The organism is Pseudomonas sp. GW823-FHT02F05, assembly GCF_058797315.1.
Window position 1 is genome coordinate 366,543 of the sequence record NZ_JBXAJM010000001.1, and the last position, 14,424, is coordinate 380,966.

Annotated in this window: 14 protein-coding genes; 8 read left to right on the plus strand and 6 right to left on the minus strand. The window is 62.3% G+C overall.

Annotation, left to right across the window (positions count from 1 at the left end):
* The first annotated feature begins 120 nt into the window (after positions 1 to 120).
* Together AC1RAC_RS01740 and AC1RAC_RS01745 are read left to right on the plus strand one after the other, a co-directional pair.
* Entirely contained in the window at positions 121 to 1,143 is a 1,023-nt protein-coding gene (locus tag AC1RAC_RS01740; RefSeq protein ID WP_034127597.1) for an alpha/beta hydrolase, read from the plus strand.
* Positions 1,140 to 2,330: an MFS transporter gene (locus tag AC1RAC_RS01745; RefSeq protein WP_034127598.1), complete on the plus strand. Its 1,191-nt coding sequence runs from the start codon at positions 1,140 to 1,142 to the stop codon at positions 2,328 to 2,330. Before AC1RAC_RS01740 ends, AC1RAC_RS01745 begins: the two co-directional genes overlap by 4 nt.
* Here AC1RAC_RS01745 and AC1RAC_RS01750 read toward each other — a convergent pair.
* Positions 2,323 to 3,144, minus strand: a complete 822-nt coding sequence (locus AC1RAC_RS01750; RefSeq protein ID WP_072446356.1) for an AraC family transcriptional regulator — start codon at positions 3,142 to 3,144, stop codon at positions 2,323 to 2,325. The genes AC1RAC_RS01745 and AC1RAC_RS01750 overlap by 8 nt on opposite strands.
* Positions 3,145 to 3,246: 102 nt before the next feature.
* Between AC1RAC_RS01750 and AC1RAC_RS01755 the strand changes: the two genes are divergently transcribed.
* Positions 3,247 to 4,458 (plus strand): MFS transporter, encoded by a 1,212-nt coding sequence (locus AC1RAC_RS01755; protein ID WP_127881899.1) that lies wholly within the window; start codon positions 3,247 to 3,249, stop codon positions 4,456 to 4,458.
* 183 nt (positions 4,459 to 4,641) lie between these two features.
* Here the strand turns inward: AC1RAC_RS01755 and iolG are convergent, their stop codons facing one another.
* Positions 4,642 to 5,646 (minus strand): inositol 2-dehydrogenase, encoded by a 1,005-nt coding sequence (gene iolG, locus AC1RAC_RS01760; RefSeq protein WP_057975766.1) that lies wholly within the window; start codon positions 5,644 to 5,646, stop codon positions 4,642 to 4,644.
* Between the two features lie 43 nt (positions 5,647 to 5,689).
* On the minus strand, positions 5,690 to 6,715 hold the full coding sequence (locus tag AC1RAC_RS01765; RefSeq protein WP_057975765.1) for a LacI family DNA-binding transcriptional regulator: 1,026 nt from the start codon (positions 6,713 to 6,715) through the stop codon (positions 5,690 to 5,692).
* A 124-nt stretch (positions 6,716 to 6,839) separates the two neighbouring features.
* Here AC1RAC_RS01765 and AC1RAC_RS01770 point away from each other — a divergent pair, with 124 nt between their 5' ends.
* The 3 genes from AC1RAC_RS01770 to AC1RAC_RS01780 are packed head-to-tail and all read left to right on the plus strand — an operon-like array spanning position 6,840 to position 9,775.
* Entirely contained in the window at positions 6,840 to 7,685 is an 846-nt protein-coding gene (locus tag AC1RAC_RS01770; RefSeq protein WP_492616069.1) for an SDR family oxidoreductase, read from the plus strand.
* On the plus strand, positions 7,685 to 8,809 hold the full coding sequence (locus AC1RAC_RS01775; RefSeq protein WP_492616070.1) for a phytanoyl-CoA dioxygenase family protein: 1,125 nt from the start codon (positions 7,685 to 7,687) through the stop codon (positions 8,807 to 8,809). The genes AC1RAC_RS01770 and AC1RAC_RS01775 overlap by 1 nt, the downstream gene beginning before the upstream one ends.
* Before the next feature lie 42 nt (positions 8,810 to 8,851).
* A complete protein-coding gene (locus AC1RAC_RS01780; protein ID WP_057975762.1) occupies positions 8,852 to 9,775 on the plus strand; it encodes a sugar ABC transporter substrate-binding protein in 924 nt (307 codons plus the stop codon).
* Positions 9,776 to 9,825: 50 nt separating this feature from the next.
* Here AC1RAC_RS01780 and AC1RAC_RS01785 read toward each other — a convergent pair whose 3' ends face one another.
* Positions 9,826 to 10,140: a DUF2834 domain-containing protein gene (locus AC1RAC_RS01785; RefSeq protein ID WP_057975761.1), complete on the minus strand. Its 315-nt coding sequence runs from the start codon at positions 10,138 to 10,140 to the stop codon at positions 9,826 to 9,828.
* Between the two features lie 192 nt (positions 10,141 to 10,332).
* Between AC1RAC_RS01785 and AC1RAC_RS01790 the strand changes: the two genes are divergently transcribed.
* Positions 10,333 to 12,042, plus strand: a complete 1,710-nt coding sequence (locus AC1RAC_RS01790) for an amidase (protein ID WP_492616071.1) — start codon at positions 10,333 to 10,335, stop codon at positions 12,040 to 12,042.
* Positions 12,043 to 12,203: 161 nt separating this feature from the next.
* Here the strand turns inward: AC1RAC_RS01790 and AC1RAC_RS01795 are convergent, their stop codons facing one another.
* Entirely contained in the window at positions 12,204 to 12,437 is a 234-nt protein-coding gene (locus AC1RAC_RS01795) for a DUF6434 domain-containing protein (RefSeq protein ID WP_003190852.1), read from the minus strand.
* A 154-nt stretch (positions 12,438 to 12,591) separates the two neighbouring features.
* Between AC1RAC_RS01795 and AC1RAC_RS01800 the strand changes: the two genes are divergently transcribed.
* Positions 12,592 to 13,023, plus strand: coding sequence for a nuclear transport factor 2 family protein (locus tag AC1RAC_RS01800; RefSeq protein WP_003190851.1), 432 nt, complete (start codon positions 12,592 to 12,594; stop codon positions 13,021 to 13,023).
* Between the two features lie 7 nt (positions 13,024 to 13,030).
* Here the strand turns inward: AC1RAC_RS01800 and AC1RAC_RS01805 are convergent, their stop codons facing one another.
* Entirely contained in the window at positions 13,031 to 14,356 is a 1,326-nt protein-coding gene (locus AC1RAC_RS01805; protein ID WP_198791708.1) for an aminotransferase-like domain-containing protein, read from the minus strand.
* Positions 14,357 to 14,424 lie beyond the last annotated feature (68 nt).

Genomic DNA, 14,424 nt, shown 5'->3' on the forward strand with positions numbered 1-14,424 from the left:
TCACGGGCGTCGTCACCTGGCGCTGAAACTCAGAGGATCAGGCAAGTAATCCACTCAAATGCACTACAGAAGCCCTGCCGTCACCCGGAAAATGTGCTGACACTTCACGAGGAACACCCTATGAAACGCCTCTTGCTCGCCCTGGGTTTGTTGGTGACTTCTCTTTCTTCATTTGGAGCCGATATGTCTAACGGTGCGGATAACTTCTACAGCAGCGACACAGTGACGGCCGAACCTGTCACCTTCAACAATCAATACGGCATGCAGGTCGCAGGCACGCTGTTCATGCCCAGGCACCTTGCCCCAGGCTCAAAGCACGCAGCCCTGGTCGTCGGCCACCCGATGGGCGCCGTCAAAGAGCAAAGCGCCAACCTCTACGCCACCAAAATGGCTGAACAGGGCTTCGTGACCCTGTCCCTGGACCTGTCGTTCTGGGGCCAAAGCGCCGGCACACCACGCAACGCGGTGTTGCCCGACCTCTACGTGGAAGACTTCAGCGCCGCCGTGGACTTTCTCGGCACTCGCCCACAGGTCGACCGGGAACGCATCGGTGCCATCGGCATTTGTGGCAGCGGCAGTTTTGTGATCAGTGCTGCGAAGATCGATCCGCGTCTCAAGGCAATCGCCACCGTCAGCATGTACGACATGGGCGCGGCCAACCGCAATGGCCTCAAGCACGGCATGACCTTGCAACAGCGCCAGCAGATCCTGCGCCAGGCCGCCAACCAGCGCTATGTAGAGTTCCAGGGCGGCGAGACCCTCTACACCGGTGGCACGCCGCAGAGCCTTACCGGCGACCCGGTCGGCGACGAGTTCTACGACTTCTACCGCACCCCGCGCGGCGAAGTCACCCCGGCAGGCGCCTCATCGCAGACCACCACCCGGCCGACGCTGACCAGTAACGTCAAGTTCATGAACTTCTACCCCTTCAACGATATCGAGACGATCTCGCCGCGCCCACTGCTGCTGATTACCGGGGCCAACGCGCACTCCCGTGAATTCAGTGAAGACGCCTATCAACGCGCCGCCGAGCCCAAGCAATTGCTGATCATCCCCAACGCCGGCCATGTAGACCTGTACGACCGCGTCGAACTGATCCCGTTTGACACGCTCACCACCTTCTTCCAGAGCCACTTGCAGTGAGTTCCGTTACCCCTCAACCGCAACGCTGGGGCGCGGTGCTGGCGATGTCGCTCGCGGCGTTTGCCTTGGTCGCCTCCGAGTTCATGCCGGTCAGCCTGCTCACACCGCTGGCCGCTGACTTGCACATCACTGAAGGCCAGGCCGGCCAGGGCATTTCCGTGTCCGGGGTGTTCGCCTTGCTCACCAGCCTGGTGATCGCGGCGGTTGCCGCGCGGATGGATCGCAAGCGCCTGCTGATGGCCCTGACCCTGCTGATGATCGTCTCTGGCAGCGTGGTGGCGTTCGCACCGAATTACGCGGTGTTCATGCTCGGGCGCGCGTTGATTGGAGTGGCGATTGGCGGCTTCTGGTCACTGTCGGCGGCCACGGCAATGCGCCTGGTCGAGCCCGCCCAAGTGCCACGGGCCTTGGCCATCGTCAACGGTGGCAACGCCCTGGCGACGGTGATCGCGGCGCCGCTGGGCAGCTTTCTTGGCGGCCTGATTGGCTGGCGCGGCGCATTCTTTTGCGTGGTGCCAGTGGCCGTGATTGCGCTGGCCTGGCTGTGGCTGAGCTTGCCGGCGCTCAAGCACAGCGGCACGGCGGCCACCGGCAATGCGCTGCGCCTGCTGAAAAACTCCAAGGTGGCCTTGGGCATGTGCGCCGTCAGCCTGTTCTTCATGGGCCAGTTCATGCTGTTCACTTACTTGCGGCCATTCCTGGAAGGCGTGACCCGGGTGGAGGTGTCCACCCTGTCGCTGATGCTGCTGGTGCTCGGCCTGGCCGGCCTGGCGGGTACGGTGTTGATTGAGCATTTGCTCAAGCGTCACCTGTACCCGACGCTGATTGCCATTCCGTTGATCATGGCCGGCATTGCCCTTGCGCTGGTGGGGTTCGGCGGTTCAGCGATTGTCACCACCCTGCTGTTGGGCTGCTGGGGCCTGGTAGCGACAGCTGCTCCGGTTGGCTGGTGGACATGGCTGGCACGCACCTTGCCCGACGACGCTGAGGCCGGCGGGGGGTTGATGGTCGCCATCATCCAGTTGGCGATTGCCGCCGGTGCCACCGTCGGTGGCGTGGCATTCGACTTGAGCGGCTACCGGGCCACCTTCGAGCTGAGCGCCGCCTTGCTGGTAGTCGCCACGCTGCTGGCTTACCTGGCATCCCGCCGCCCTGCTCATGCGCGCATGGCGAGCGACGCTACTTGAAAAAATGACTCGGCGTTTTACCAAACTGTTTCTTGAACATGCTGGTAAAAGCGCTGGGGCTTTCGTAGCCCAATTCAAACGCCACATCAATGATCTTCTCCCCCACCGCAATGCGTTCCAGCGCCAGCAATAGCCGCGCTTGCTGGCGCCATTGGCCGAAGGTCATGCCGGTTTCCTTGCGGAACAGGCGCTGGATGGTGGTCTGGTCCAATCCCAACCGCGCACTCCAGTCGGCGACGGTGGAGGCATCACTCGGCTCATCCTGCAACGCCAGGCAAATCGGTCTCAGACGCGGGTCGGCAGGCTGGGGCAGCGACAGCGGCAAGGCCGGGAGAATGGCCAGCTCGTCAAGAATCAGGTGCATGATCCGCGCGTCGCGTGAATCCTCGGCATATGGCGGTTTCAAACTGACCGAGGCCTTGATCAGTTCGCTCAGCAGCGGCGAGACCGTCACCGTCTTGGGCTCGGCCGGCAGGTTGGGGAAGCTGTCCGGGCGCACGAACACGCTGCGCATCTGCAGCGTACCCACGCAGCGCAGCGAGTGAACTTGACCGCAAGGCATCCAGAAGCCACGATTGGGCGGCACCGTCCATTGCCTCAGGGCCGAGTACACCACCATCACACCGCCAATGGCGTACAGCAGTTGGTGCTTGTTGTGGCTGTGTTCGGGGATCACCCAGTTTTCGGGGTAATCGGTGGCCGAACTGATGACGGCCCAGTCGCCCTCATCGATCTCTCGCAGAAATTTATCCAGTGATTTGATCATTTCGCCCTTTTTGCGATGGTTTCTGCCCGAATTGCGCGAGACAGGCATTGGCGCCGAATCTAGCATAAACGCCGAGTCCAGATGGAGTGGCGGTTCACATCACCGCCGCCCGCCTCCACGCCTGTTAGCTGCCTTGTACGGAATGCCCGCATGTCCACAGTCACAGCGTCACCCGCCGCACCTTCGACCAGCCCGCAAATAAGCCCCTTAGTCATGCGCGTCCTGGGCGCCTGTGCCCTGGCGCACCTGATCAATGACTTGATCCAGGCTGTGCTGCCATCGATCTACCCGATGCTCAAAGCCAACTACGGCCTGAGCTTCACCCAGGTCGGCCTGATCACCCTGACCTTCCAGTTGACCGCCTCCCTGCTACAACCGTGGATCGGCTACCACACCGACCGCCACCCCAAACCCTGGTTATTACCAGCGGGCATGGTGTGCACCTTGATCGGCATCCTGATGTTGGCCTTTGTCGGCAACTTCCCGGCGATATTGCTCGCGGCGGCGCTGGTGGGTGTGGGCTCATCGACCTTCCACCCGGAAACCTCCCGCGTCGCACGCCTGGCTTCCGGTGGGCGCTACGGCCTGGCGCAATCGACCTTCCAGGTCGGCGGCAACACCGGCAGCGCTTTCGGCCCGTTGCTGGCGGCGGCGATCATCATTCCCTACGGCCAAAGCCACATTGCCTGGTTCGGCCTGTTTGCGGTGTTCGCCATCCTGGTGCTGTACGGTTTGAGCCGCTGGTACCGCCACCACCTCAACCTGTTCAAGCTCAAGCAAGGCAGCCAGGCGACCCACGGTTTGTCCAAAGGCCGCGTGACCTTCGCCCTGGTGGTATTGGCTGTGCTGGTGTTCTCCAAATACTGGTACATGACCAGCCTGACCAGTTACTTCACGTTCTACCTGATCGAGAAATTCCAGCTGTCGGTGGCCAGCTCGCAGATGTACCTGTTCCTGTTCCTCGGCGCGGTGGCCGTGGGCACCTTTGCCGGTGGCCCGATCGGCGACAAGATCGGCCGCAAGAAAGTCATCTGGTTCTCGATCCTCGGCGCCGCACCGTTCACCCTGGCCCTGCCCTACGTCGACCTGTTCTGGACCGCCGTACTCAGCGTGGTCATCGGCTTTATCATCGCCTCGGCGTTCTCGGCCATCGTGGTGTTTGCCCAGGAATTGGTGCCGGGCAATGTGGGCATGATCGCCGGGATATTCTTCGGCCTGATGTTCGGCTTCAGCGGGATCGGCGCGGCGCTGCTCGGGATGCTCGCTGACCATCACGGCATCGAATACGTGTACAAGCTGTGCTCGTTCCTGCCGCTGGTGGGTATCCTGACGGTACTGCTGCCTTCTACCAAGGGGGTCTGATTGGTTGGGCTGGACTGCAAGCCAACGGGTACCTGACTGACTCCACGCCCCCCAAATGTGGGAGCGGGCTTGCTCGCGAAGACGGTGGCACAACCTATGAGGTTCTTGACTGTCACACCGCCTTCGCGAGCAAGCCCGCACCCACAGCGCATCGCTGGCCACGTAAGCTACCCCCCAGCCGTGCTACAGGTCATGACCGACCCTCACACTGCGCCCGGTCTTCACCGACTCCAACGCACAATCAGCCAGATGCAACGCATACAGGCCATCGCGCATACTGGTGGGCAACTCGCGCCCCTCGTTCAACGCATCGATGAACTGCGTCAGCTCATTGCGATACGCATCCGCGTAACGCTCAAGGAAAAAATGCTGCAACGGCTCCAGCGCTTCGGTGTGCTCAGCGCTCCAATGGCGCACGGTGCTGGGCCGGTGATTGTCGGTCAGCAGCACGCCGCTGGCGCCGGAAACTTCTACGCGCTGGTCATAGCCATACACCGCCTGGCGGCAGCAGTTGATATGGCATTGTTTGCCCGAAGCGGTGCGTAGCAAAACCATGACGCTGTCGTAGTCGTCGATCTGCTCCAGGGTCGGGTCCACCAGGCGACTGGCGAAGGCGCTGACTTCTACCGGTTCCTCGCCGAGCAAATGGCGAGCGGTGTCAAAGTCATGGATGGTCATGTCGCGCAGGATCCCGCCAGAGTGTTCCAGATAGTCACGCGGTGCCAGGCCAGGGTCGCGACTGGTGATGATCACCTGGCGCACGACGCCGATCTGGCCGGCGTCCAGCGCCTGGCGCAGGCGCAGCATGTCTGGGTCGAAGCGCCGGTTGAAACCGAGCATTACCTTGCCGCCCTGGCGCTCCACGGTTTGCGCCGCGCTGCGCGCCTTGGCGATGTCCAGGTCGATGGGTTTTTCGCAGAGCACCGCCTTGCCCTGGGCCACCGCAGCCAGCAACAGGTCGATGTGGGTGTCGGTGGGCGTGCCGATCACCACCGCATCGATGTCCTCGCGGCTCAGCACGGCGGCGCAGTCATACGCGGCTTCACACCCCAACTGGGTGCTCAAGGCATCGACACCTGCGCGCCAGGGATCGGCCACCAGCGCCAGCGTGGCATTGGGATGGGCGGCAACGTTGGCGGCATGGATCTTGGCGATGCGCCCGGCACCTAGAACGGCGATACGTAGCATGGTCGAACTCCTGGATTGTTATTGGATGTGGTATTTCAGCGCTTCAGTCCGGCAGGTTGAACGGCGTGACGATCTGCACCTGTGACGGCGCAATCGGCCCGGCCTTCCAGAGCCGGTGGTAGTGCAGGATGTGCAGGAATACGTGGCGGGCATCGATCTGCAGGTTGTGATCGATGATCGCCGCGACTTTTTCTTCCCTCAGCAGTTGGCGGTTTTCTTCGTCAAGGTCGTGGCCGATGAACACCTCCAATGGACGGTCCTGGGCGGTAAACGCGTCGACAATTGCGCGGTTGCCACCGCCGACGCTGTACACCGCCTTCAGCCCGGGGTGCTGGAGCAAGGCTTGGGTCACTCGCTCAAAGGTGCGCTCATACACGCCGTAGCCGCCGCTGATATCCAGTACTCGCAGGTACTCGGCGCGGCCACGCAGCCAGGTACGAAAACCCATCTCGCGCTCTTCTTCGCCGCGGAACAATTCGCTGCCGATCACCACCGCCACGTCCTGCGCCTCGGTCGGCAGCCAGCGCGACATCAGGTAGGCCGCTGTCTGGCCGGCCGTGCGATTGTCCATGCCCACATAGCCGATGCGCTCGCTTTGGGGCAGGTCGGTGACCAAGGTCACCACCGGAATACCGGCCGCAATCAGCTGCTTGACGGCCAGGTTCACCGCCGGCTCATCCGCAGCCTTGAGCACCACGCCCTGGCTGCCCGTGTCGAGGCAGCGCAGCAGTTGGTCATGCATGGCCTGGGGCTCGATCTCCTCGAACAGGTGAAAACGTGGCGCGATGCGAAACGGTGCCAGGCTGGCCAATTGGCCAACGATCGCCGCCTGCACCGCCGCGCTGAAACGCTGGGGCGTGTGCATGATCACGTCCACATGGAAGGTACGCCCCACGGCCAAGCCATTTTTTTCCTGGGATTCCAACTCCTCCAATGCCTGCTCGATACGCCGCCGTGTCTGGGCGTGCACGCTGCCGCGCTGGTGCAACACGCGGTCCACCGTGGCCTTGCTGACGCCAGCCTGGGTGGCGAGTTGCTTGATGGAAAAGTGTTTTGCGCGTTCGAGCATGGGTTTCGCCTGAGGTGTTTTTGAGGTCTTTTTTGGGCGTTATTGAGGTTTTGCAATGCTAGTCTCAGTTTTGCCCGGCGTCGAGCCGGGCCAGCAAAACAACAAAAATTCCAGGAGAACCCCAATGCCCCACACCGATCTTGCGACCTCGTTCAGCGGCCAATACTTTGTCGTCACCGGCAGCACCCAGGGCCTCGGCGCGGCGGTGGCCCATACCCTGGCTCGCCGTGGTGCGGCCGGGCTGATCATTTGCGGGCGTCGCCGTACCGAGGGCGACGCGCAGGTGCGCCAGCTGGCCCAGTTGGATTGCCAGGCATTTTTTGTCGAGGCCGACCTGGAAAAGGTCGAAGACTGCCGCGCTATCATCGAAGCAGCGCGCGTCCATTTCGGCACCTTGCACGGCTTGGTGAACTGCGCCGGCATGTCTGACCGTGGCACCATTCTTGACACCTCGCCGGAGCTGTTCGAGCGCTTGTTTGCGGTCAATGTACGGGCGCCGTTTTTCCTCATGCAGGAAGCGTTGAAGCTGATGATCAGCAACGGTGTCGCAGGTGCGGTCGTCAATATCCAGAGCGTTACCGGCCATGGTGGGCAATCGTTCTTGAGTGCCTACGCGGCGTCCAAGGGCGCGCTGGCGATCCTGACCAAGAACGTAGCGTTCAGTGCCTTGCGCAACCGCATCCGCGTGAATGGCCTGAACATCGGCTGGATGGACACGCCCCACGAGGATCAGATCCAGCGCCAGTACCACGGCGCCCAGGACGGCTGGCTGGCCGAAGCCGAACGCGCCCAACCGTTTGGGCGCCTGCTCAAGCCCGAAGAGGTGGCGCGCAGCGTGGCATTTTTGCTGTCCGCCGAGTCGGGAATGATGAGCGGCGCGGTCATCGACCTGGAACAGGGCGTGATCGGCTGCACCGACAGCAGCACCCCGCAACCTCACCAGGCCCTGAGCCTTCCAGGAGGTGTGTGATGTCGGCTTTCGTAAACGGCGACGCGGTGCGCCTGGCCGACTTCAGCCGGATCTGTGCGCAGCGCACCAACCCCAGCGACTACCCGCTGTGCCTTGAGGTACAAGGCAGTGTGCCGATCTATCAGGCCCACACCTTGCGCAACAGCGACCGCCTGGTCGTCATGAACGAGCTGCATCACCTGTTCCGTGACGGGCCCGGCGTAATGGTGGTGCGCCAAGCCTATGAAGACCTGGAAGTGGTGGACCGCCACAGCCAGGTCTTCGACGCGATCTTTGCCCATGAAGCCGCCCAAGGCGTGGCTGCCGATCACTTTGCCAAGGCCGGTAGCAATGGCAGGATCTGGAACGCGTTGCAGAAGGCGGCCTTACAGTCCCCCGAGTCTTTTGCCGAGTACTACGCCAACCCTCTGCTGGGGTTGATTGCCGAAGCCTGGTTGGGGCCGGGCTTTCAAGTCACGGCGCAAGTCAATGTGGTGCATCCAGGTGGCCAGGCGCAGCAGCCGCACCGTGACTATCACCTGGGTTTTCAGACCAACGATGTGGTCGAACGTTTTCCGCTGCCGCTGCATGCGCTGTCCCAACATTTGACGTTGCAAGGTGCTATCGCACACTCGGATATGCCGCTGGAAACCGGCCCCACCCAACTGCTGCCCTTTTCCCAGCAGTACGCCTTGGGGTACCTGGCGTGGCGTCGCACGGAGTTTATCGACTACTTCCAGCAACACGCGGTGCAATTGCCGCTGAACAAGGGCGACTTGCTGTTCTTCAACCCGGCGCTGTTCCATGCCGCCGGCACCAACCGCACGGCCGATCGCCAGCGCATGGCTAACCTGCTGCAAATCTCCTCGGCGTTCGGCAAGCCGATGGAAGCCATCGACCGCGACCGCATGATGCTGGCGGTGTACCCGGTGCTGCTCGCCAACCCCAACCTGGATGCCCACGCCGTGGTCGCCTGTACCGCAGACGGGTACTCCTTCCCCACCAACCTCGACACCGACCCACCCTTGAGGGGCCTGGCCCCACAAACCGGGCAACAGCTGATGCTGCAAGCCCTCGACGAACGCTGGCCGTGCTCGGACTTCGCCGCCGCCGTGGTGCAGCTACGGGCCAAACGCCAAGCGTAAACCGCCCTGCTTTGACAACAACAAAAACAACGGAGCAAAACCATGAAGAAGCAACTCCTTGCGGCACTGTTAGTCCTGGCGTTCAGCCCTTGGGCGCTGGCCGACATTCGCATCGGCGTGAGCATCGCCCAGGTGGACGACGTATTCCTCGCACAAATGCGCGACTACATGGCCGCCCACGCCAGGGAACTGCCCGATGTCACCCTGCAGTTTGAAGACGCCCAGGGCGATGTGGTGCGACAACTCAATCAGGTGCAAAACTTCACCGCCCAGGGCATGGACGCGATTATCGTCAACGCGGTGGACACAGCGGCCACCCAGAAGATGACGCTCAATGCCCAGCAGGCCAAGATCCCGCTGGTGTACGTCAACCGCCGCCCGGAGTTCAAGGAGGTACCAGCGGGCGTGGGCTATGTCGGTTCGGACGAGATCAAGGCCGGCGAAATCCAGATGCGCTACCTGGCCGAGAAAATGGGCGGCAAGGGCAACCTGGCGATCATGCTCGGGCTGCTGTCCAACAACGCCACCCATAACCGCACGCTGGGGGTGAAGAGCGTGCTGAAGGACTACCCCGACATCAAGATCGTCGAGGAGCAAAGCGCCGAATGGCAGCGTGGCAAGGCGATTGACCTGATGAACAACTGGATCGTATCAGGGCGCAAAATCGATGCCGTGGCCGCGAATGCCGATGAAATGGCGATTGGCGCGGCCATGGCTATCAGCCAGGCAGGCATGCAGCCGGGTAAGGACATCCTAGTGGCCGGCAGTGACGGCGGCGCAGCGGGATTGGACGCGGTGAAAAAAGGCCAGTTGTTGGTCACGGTGTACCAGGACAACAAGGGCCAGGCAGTGGGTTCCATCGACCTGGCGGTGAAGATGGTCAAGCAGCAGCCGTACACGGCGGAGCTCACGATTCCTTATCAGCAGATCACCAAGGACAACTACCAAGCGTTCCTTAATCCCTGAAGGCCGCGCACTACCCATGGCAAGGGAGCTTGCGCCCTTGCCATACAGGCTTAGTTGAGCGTTCGCCGGGAAAACCCATTAACCACGATATAGAGCAGCGGCCCTACCGACACAAACACTGCCGTCAGTAAAAAATACGGCAGCACTGAGGCCATCGACCGCCCTCGCCCACGCGCATCCCGGTACATCCACACACACGCCAGCACCGCCATCAGATACAGGTCAATCACCACCTGCGCCGTATCGGGCCGGGACATCAGTTCCCATCCAAATGCCAGCAGTGACTGCTCTGCCGTGAGCATGGTCGCCACCGTATAGAGGGTAAACCCGAGCAAGGCAGCCAGGGCGATATAAGGTCTGTGCATGGTCTCTTCCTTGAAGTGCAACGTTAATCAACGCGGCCACCTTAGCGATAAAGGGCGGCCACTCGCAATGTTGCTGACGCCTTGCTTGGTGATGTCGTTCCCGCCGCCTACACGAAGTATGCCGCGCTGGTTTTGTGAAATATCTGTACGTAGACTGCCGCCATACCCCCACTTGAAGGCGGCGAAAAAAACGTGATGCAAGTTACTGAAGTCTCCATTGCCCAATTGCGCGCTGCGCTTGAAGCCGGCCAGACCACGGCAGTTGAACTGGTGCAGGCGTACCTGGCGCGGATCGATGCCTACGATGGCCCGCAGACGGCCACTGCACTGAACGCCGTGGTGGTACGCAACCCCGATGCGCTCATAGAAGCCCAGGCGTCTGATGCACGCCGCGCCAAGGGGCAAACCCTGGGGCCGCTGGATGGCATTCCTTACACCGCCAAGGACAGTTACCTGGTCAAGGGGTTGACGGCTGCATCCGGCAGCCCGGCGTTTGCCAAGCTGGTGGCCCAGCGCGATGCCTTCACCATTGAGCGTCTGCGTGCCGGTGGCGCTATCTGCCTGGGCAAGACCAACATGCCGCCGATGGCCAATGGCGGTATGCAGCGCGGCGTGTACGGTCGCGCCGAAAGCCCCTACAACGCCGACTACCTCACCGCGCCGTTTGCGTCGGGTTCCTCCAACGGCGCTGGTACCGCCACCGCCGCCAGCTTTGCCGCGTTCGGGCTAGCTGAAGAAACCTGGTCCAGCGGTCGCGGCCCGGCCTCCAATAATGGCTTGTGTGCCTACACGCCGTCCCGTGGCGTGATTTCGGTGCGCGGCAACTGGCCACTGACCCCGACCATGGACGTGGTGGTGCCTTATGCTCGCACCATGGCCGACCTGCTGGAAGTGCTCGACGTCGTGGTGGCCGAAGACCCGGACACACGTGGTGACCTGTGGCGCCTGCAACCCTGGGTGCCGATCCCCAGCGTCACCTCGGTGCGCCCGGTGTCCTACGCGGCGCTGGCAGTCGACAGCGAAAACCTGGCCGGCAAGCGCTTTGGCGTGCCGCGCATGTACATCAACGCCGACCCGGATGCTGGCACCAGCGAAAAACCCGGTATCGGCGGCCCGACCGGACAAAAGATCCACACCCGCGCCACGGTGATCGAACTGTGGCAAGCCGCGCGCCAGGCATTGGAAGCGGCGGGTGCCGAAGTGATCGAAGTGGATTTCCCGCTGGTGTCCAACTGCGAAGGCGACCGCCCCGGCGCGCCGACGGTGTTTACCCGTGGCCTGGTCTCTAAAGAGTTCCTCCACGACGAGCTGTGGGAGCTGTCTGCATGGGCCTTCGATGATTTCCTGCGTGCCAACGGCGACCCGCACCTGAACCGCCTGGCCGATGTGGACGGGCCGAACATCTTCCCCCACGACCCCGGCACCCTGCCCAACCGTGAAGACGACCTGGCCGCCGGCATGGACGAATACGTGCGCATGGCCCAACGCGGCATCACGCCATGGGACCAGATCAGCACCGTGCCCGATGGCCTGCGCGGCCTGGAGCAAACCCGGCGCCTGGACCTGGAAGACTGGATGGACACCCTCGGGCTGGACGCCGTGCTGTTCCCCACCGTGGCCGACGTAGGCCCGGCGGATGCCGATGTGAACGAAGCGTCTGCCGACATTGCCTGGAGCAACGGCGTGTGGGTGGCCAACGGCAACCTCGCCATCCGCCACCTGGGCGTGCCCACCGTCACCGTGCCGATGGGCGTGATGGCGGATATTGGCATGCCGGTGGGGCTGACCTTCGCCGGGCGTGCCTATGACGATTCGGCGCTGTTGCACTTTGCCTCGGCGTTCGAAGCTACCGGCAGCAAACGGATGATCCCGCCGCGTACGCCACCGTTGGCGGCTATCTAGCTGGGCTCCTCACTCAAATGCGGGCTTGCTGTGGCGAGCAAGCTTGCTTGCGCTGGGGTGCGTAGCGCCCCCAAAAAGCCGGCTCCAGCTGCGCTGTCGAGCGGGAGCAAGCTCCCTCGCCACAGCAAGCCCGCTCCCACACTTTTTGTTCATATTTCAGTTCAAACACCGTGGTGCGAGGACCGAAGCACCTCGTTGCGACGCTGCCACTCCTCCACCACATCCCCCAAAGTCTTGGGTGCGCCGTTACGAATCCACGCCATGAATGGACGGTTGAACTTGAACGCCGGGCCACACTGTTCAAGCATAAAGCGGCGCACGTTCTGGGTGTTTTTATAGCTAGGGGTGACGGGTGTAGCGCGGGTGATGACGTCGCTGTGCCAGTCAAAATCCATGATGTACCTCGGCTGCGCGGATGGTGATGAACACTCTAGCGCCTACTCACCTCAAGCTCCTGCAAAATTTCACTTTCCTTCCGCCTTGAGAATATTGCATGGTTGTACGACGACGTACCTCGTCGTATTTCTTAACAACAATAAGGAAACACCCATGTCCAACTTCAAAGTGCTGATCGGATTTCTGTGCCTCTTCTCCGGCTACGTCGCCGCCGCGCCCGGCGCCGCCGAGAAGGATGTAGCCCAGGCAGTCGATCAATTGACCCAAGCCATGCTGCATCTGGACCTCAAGCAGCTTCATGCACTGACGTCCGACAAGCTCACCTACGGCCACTCCAGCGGCAAGGTGCAAAACAAGGCGCAATTCATTGCCGACCTGGAAACCCATACCAGCGCATTCAAAACCCTGGAGATGCAAAACCAGACCATCACTCTCAACGGCGATACCGCCCTGGTGCGCAACCACTTCCATGCCCTGGCGGTGAACAGCGGTGTGGACACACCAACCGATATCGACAACTTTCAGGTTTGGCAAAAACAGCACGGCCAATGGCTGCTGATTGGGCGCCAGGCTTACAAGTACTGAGCAAACCTCACCACGCCACCACCTTGCGCACCTTCACCAGCGCCTCACGCAACGCCGCCATGGGCACCGAACCCAGGGCCAGGCGCAGCGCGTGGGGCACCTGGGCCGAGACCGCGAAAGGTTCGGCGGTTGAAACCGAGATGCCCGCGCGCTGCAAGGTCATGGCGACCTGATCGGCGCGGGCGTCTTCCGCCAACGGTAGCCACAGAAAGTAGGAGGACGGGTGACTGATGGTCTTCACCCCTCTCAGCACCTGCGCCGCCAACGCTTGACGGGCCTGGGCATCCGCACGCTTTTGCGCCTCCAGTTGCGCCACCGTGCCGTCCTCGAGCCAGCCCACCGCAATCGCGCTCATCACCCCCGGCACGTTCCAGGTAGTGGCCATGATCGTGCGTTCCAACCCGCTTACCCACGCCATAGGCGCAGCGATAAAGCCCACGCGCAAACCGGTGGCGACACTTTTGGACAACCCGCCGATGTACACCGTGCGCTCCGGTGCAAGAGTTGCCAAAGGCGGCGGCGCTTCTTCGGCGAGAAACGCATAGGCGCCATCCTCGATGATCATCAGGTTGTGCTGCCGGGCGATTGCCACCAAGCGCTCGCGCTGCTCCAGGCTCATCACCCAGCCCAGCGGGTTATGCAGGGTCGGCATGCTGTACACCGCTCGCACCGGGCGCTGGCGACACAGGCTGTGCAGGTGGTCAAGATCAGGGCCGTTGGCTGTGACTGGGATGGCGACCAGTTCCAGGTGCAGGGTTTCGGCCAGTACCTTGAACCCCGAATAGGTCAGCGCATCCACCGCGACCACATCCCCAGGCTTGAGCAAGGTCATCATGCTCACCGCCAGGCCATGCTGGGCGCCGCTGACCACCAGCACCTGCTCGGCTTGCACCGTCAACCCTCGGTTCAACAAGTGCCGGGCCACCGCGGCGCGTTCGTGCACACGTCCGGCATGGGGCTGGTAACGCAGCAACGCCTCCAGGTCGCCAGACAGGGCGAGTTGGCGCAACGCCGTGCGCAGCAGCTCGGCCTGGCCCGGCAATGACGGATAGTTGAAATTCAGGTCAAGCAAACCCGCCGCAACCGTCATCTGCCCACTGCCCTGCCCCGGTGGCAAGGCAATCTCACGCACAAAGGTGCCGCGCCCGGTCTCGCCACTGACCAGCCCCATGGCTTCCAGCTCGCTGTACACCCGGCTGGCAGTGACCAGCGCCAGGCCATGCTCGGCGGCCAATTGCCGATGGGTAGGCAACCGCGTGCCGGGCTGCAATTGGCCGCTGCGGATGGCCTCGGCGAAGGTATCGACCAGCGTCTTGTAGCGAGCACGGGGCATAGGGCTGTATCCATGACAATTTTTTGATTGTCTTAATCTTCAATCCTAGGATGCCCAGCACGCAACTG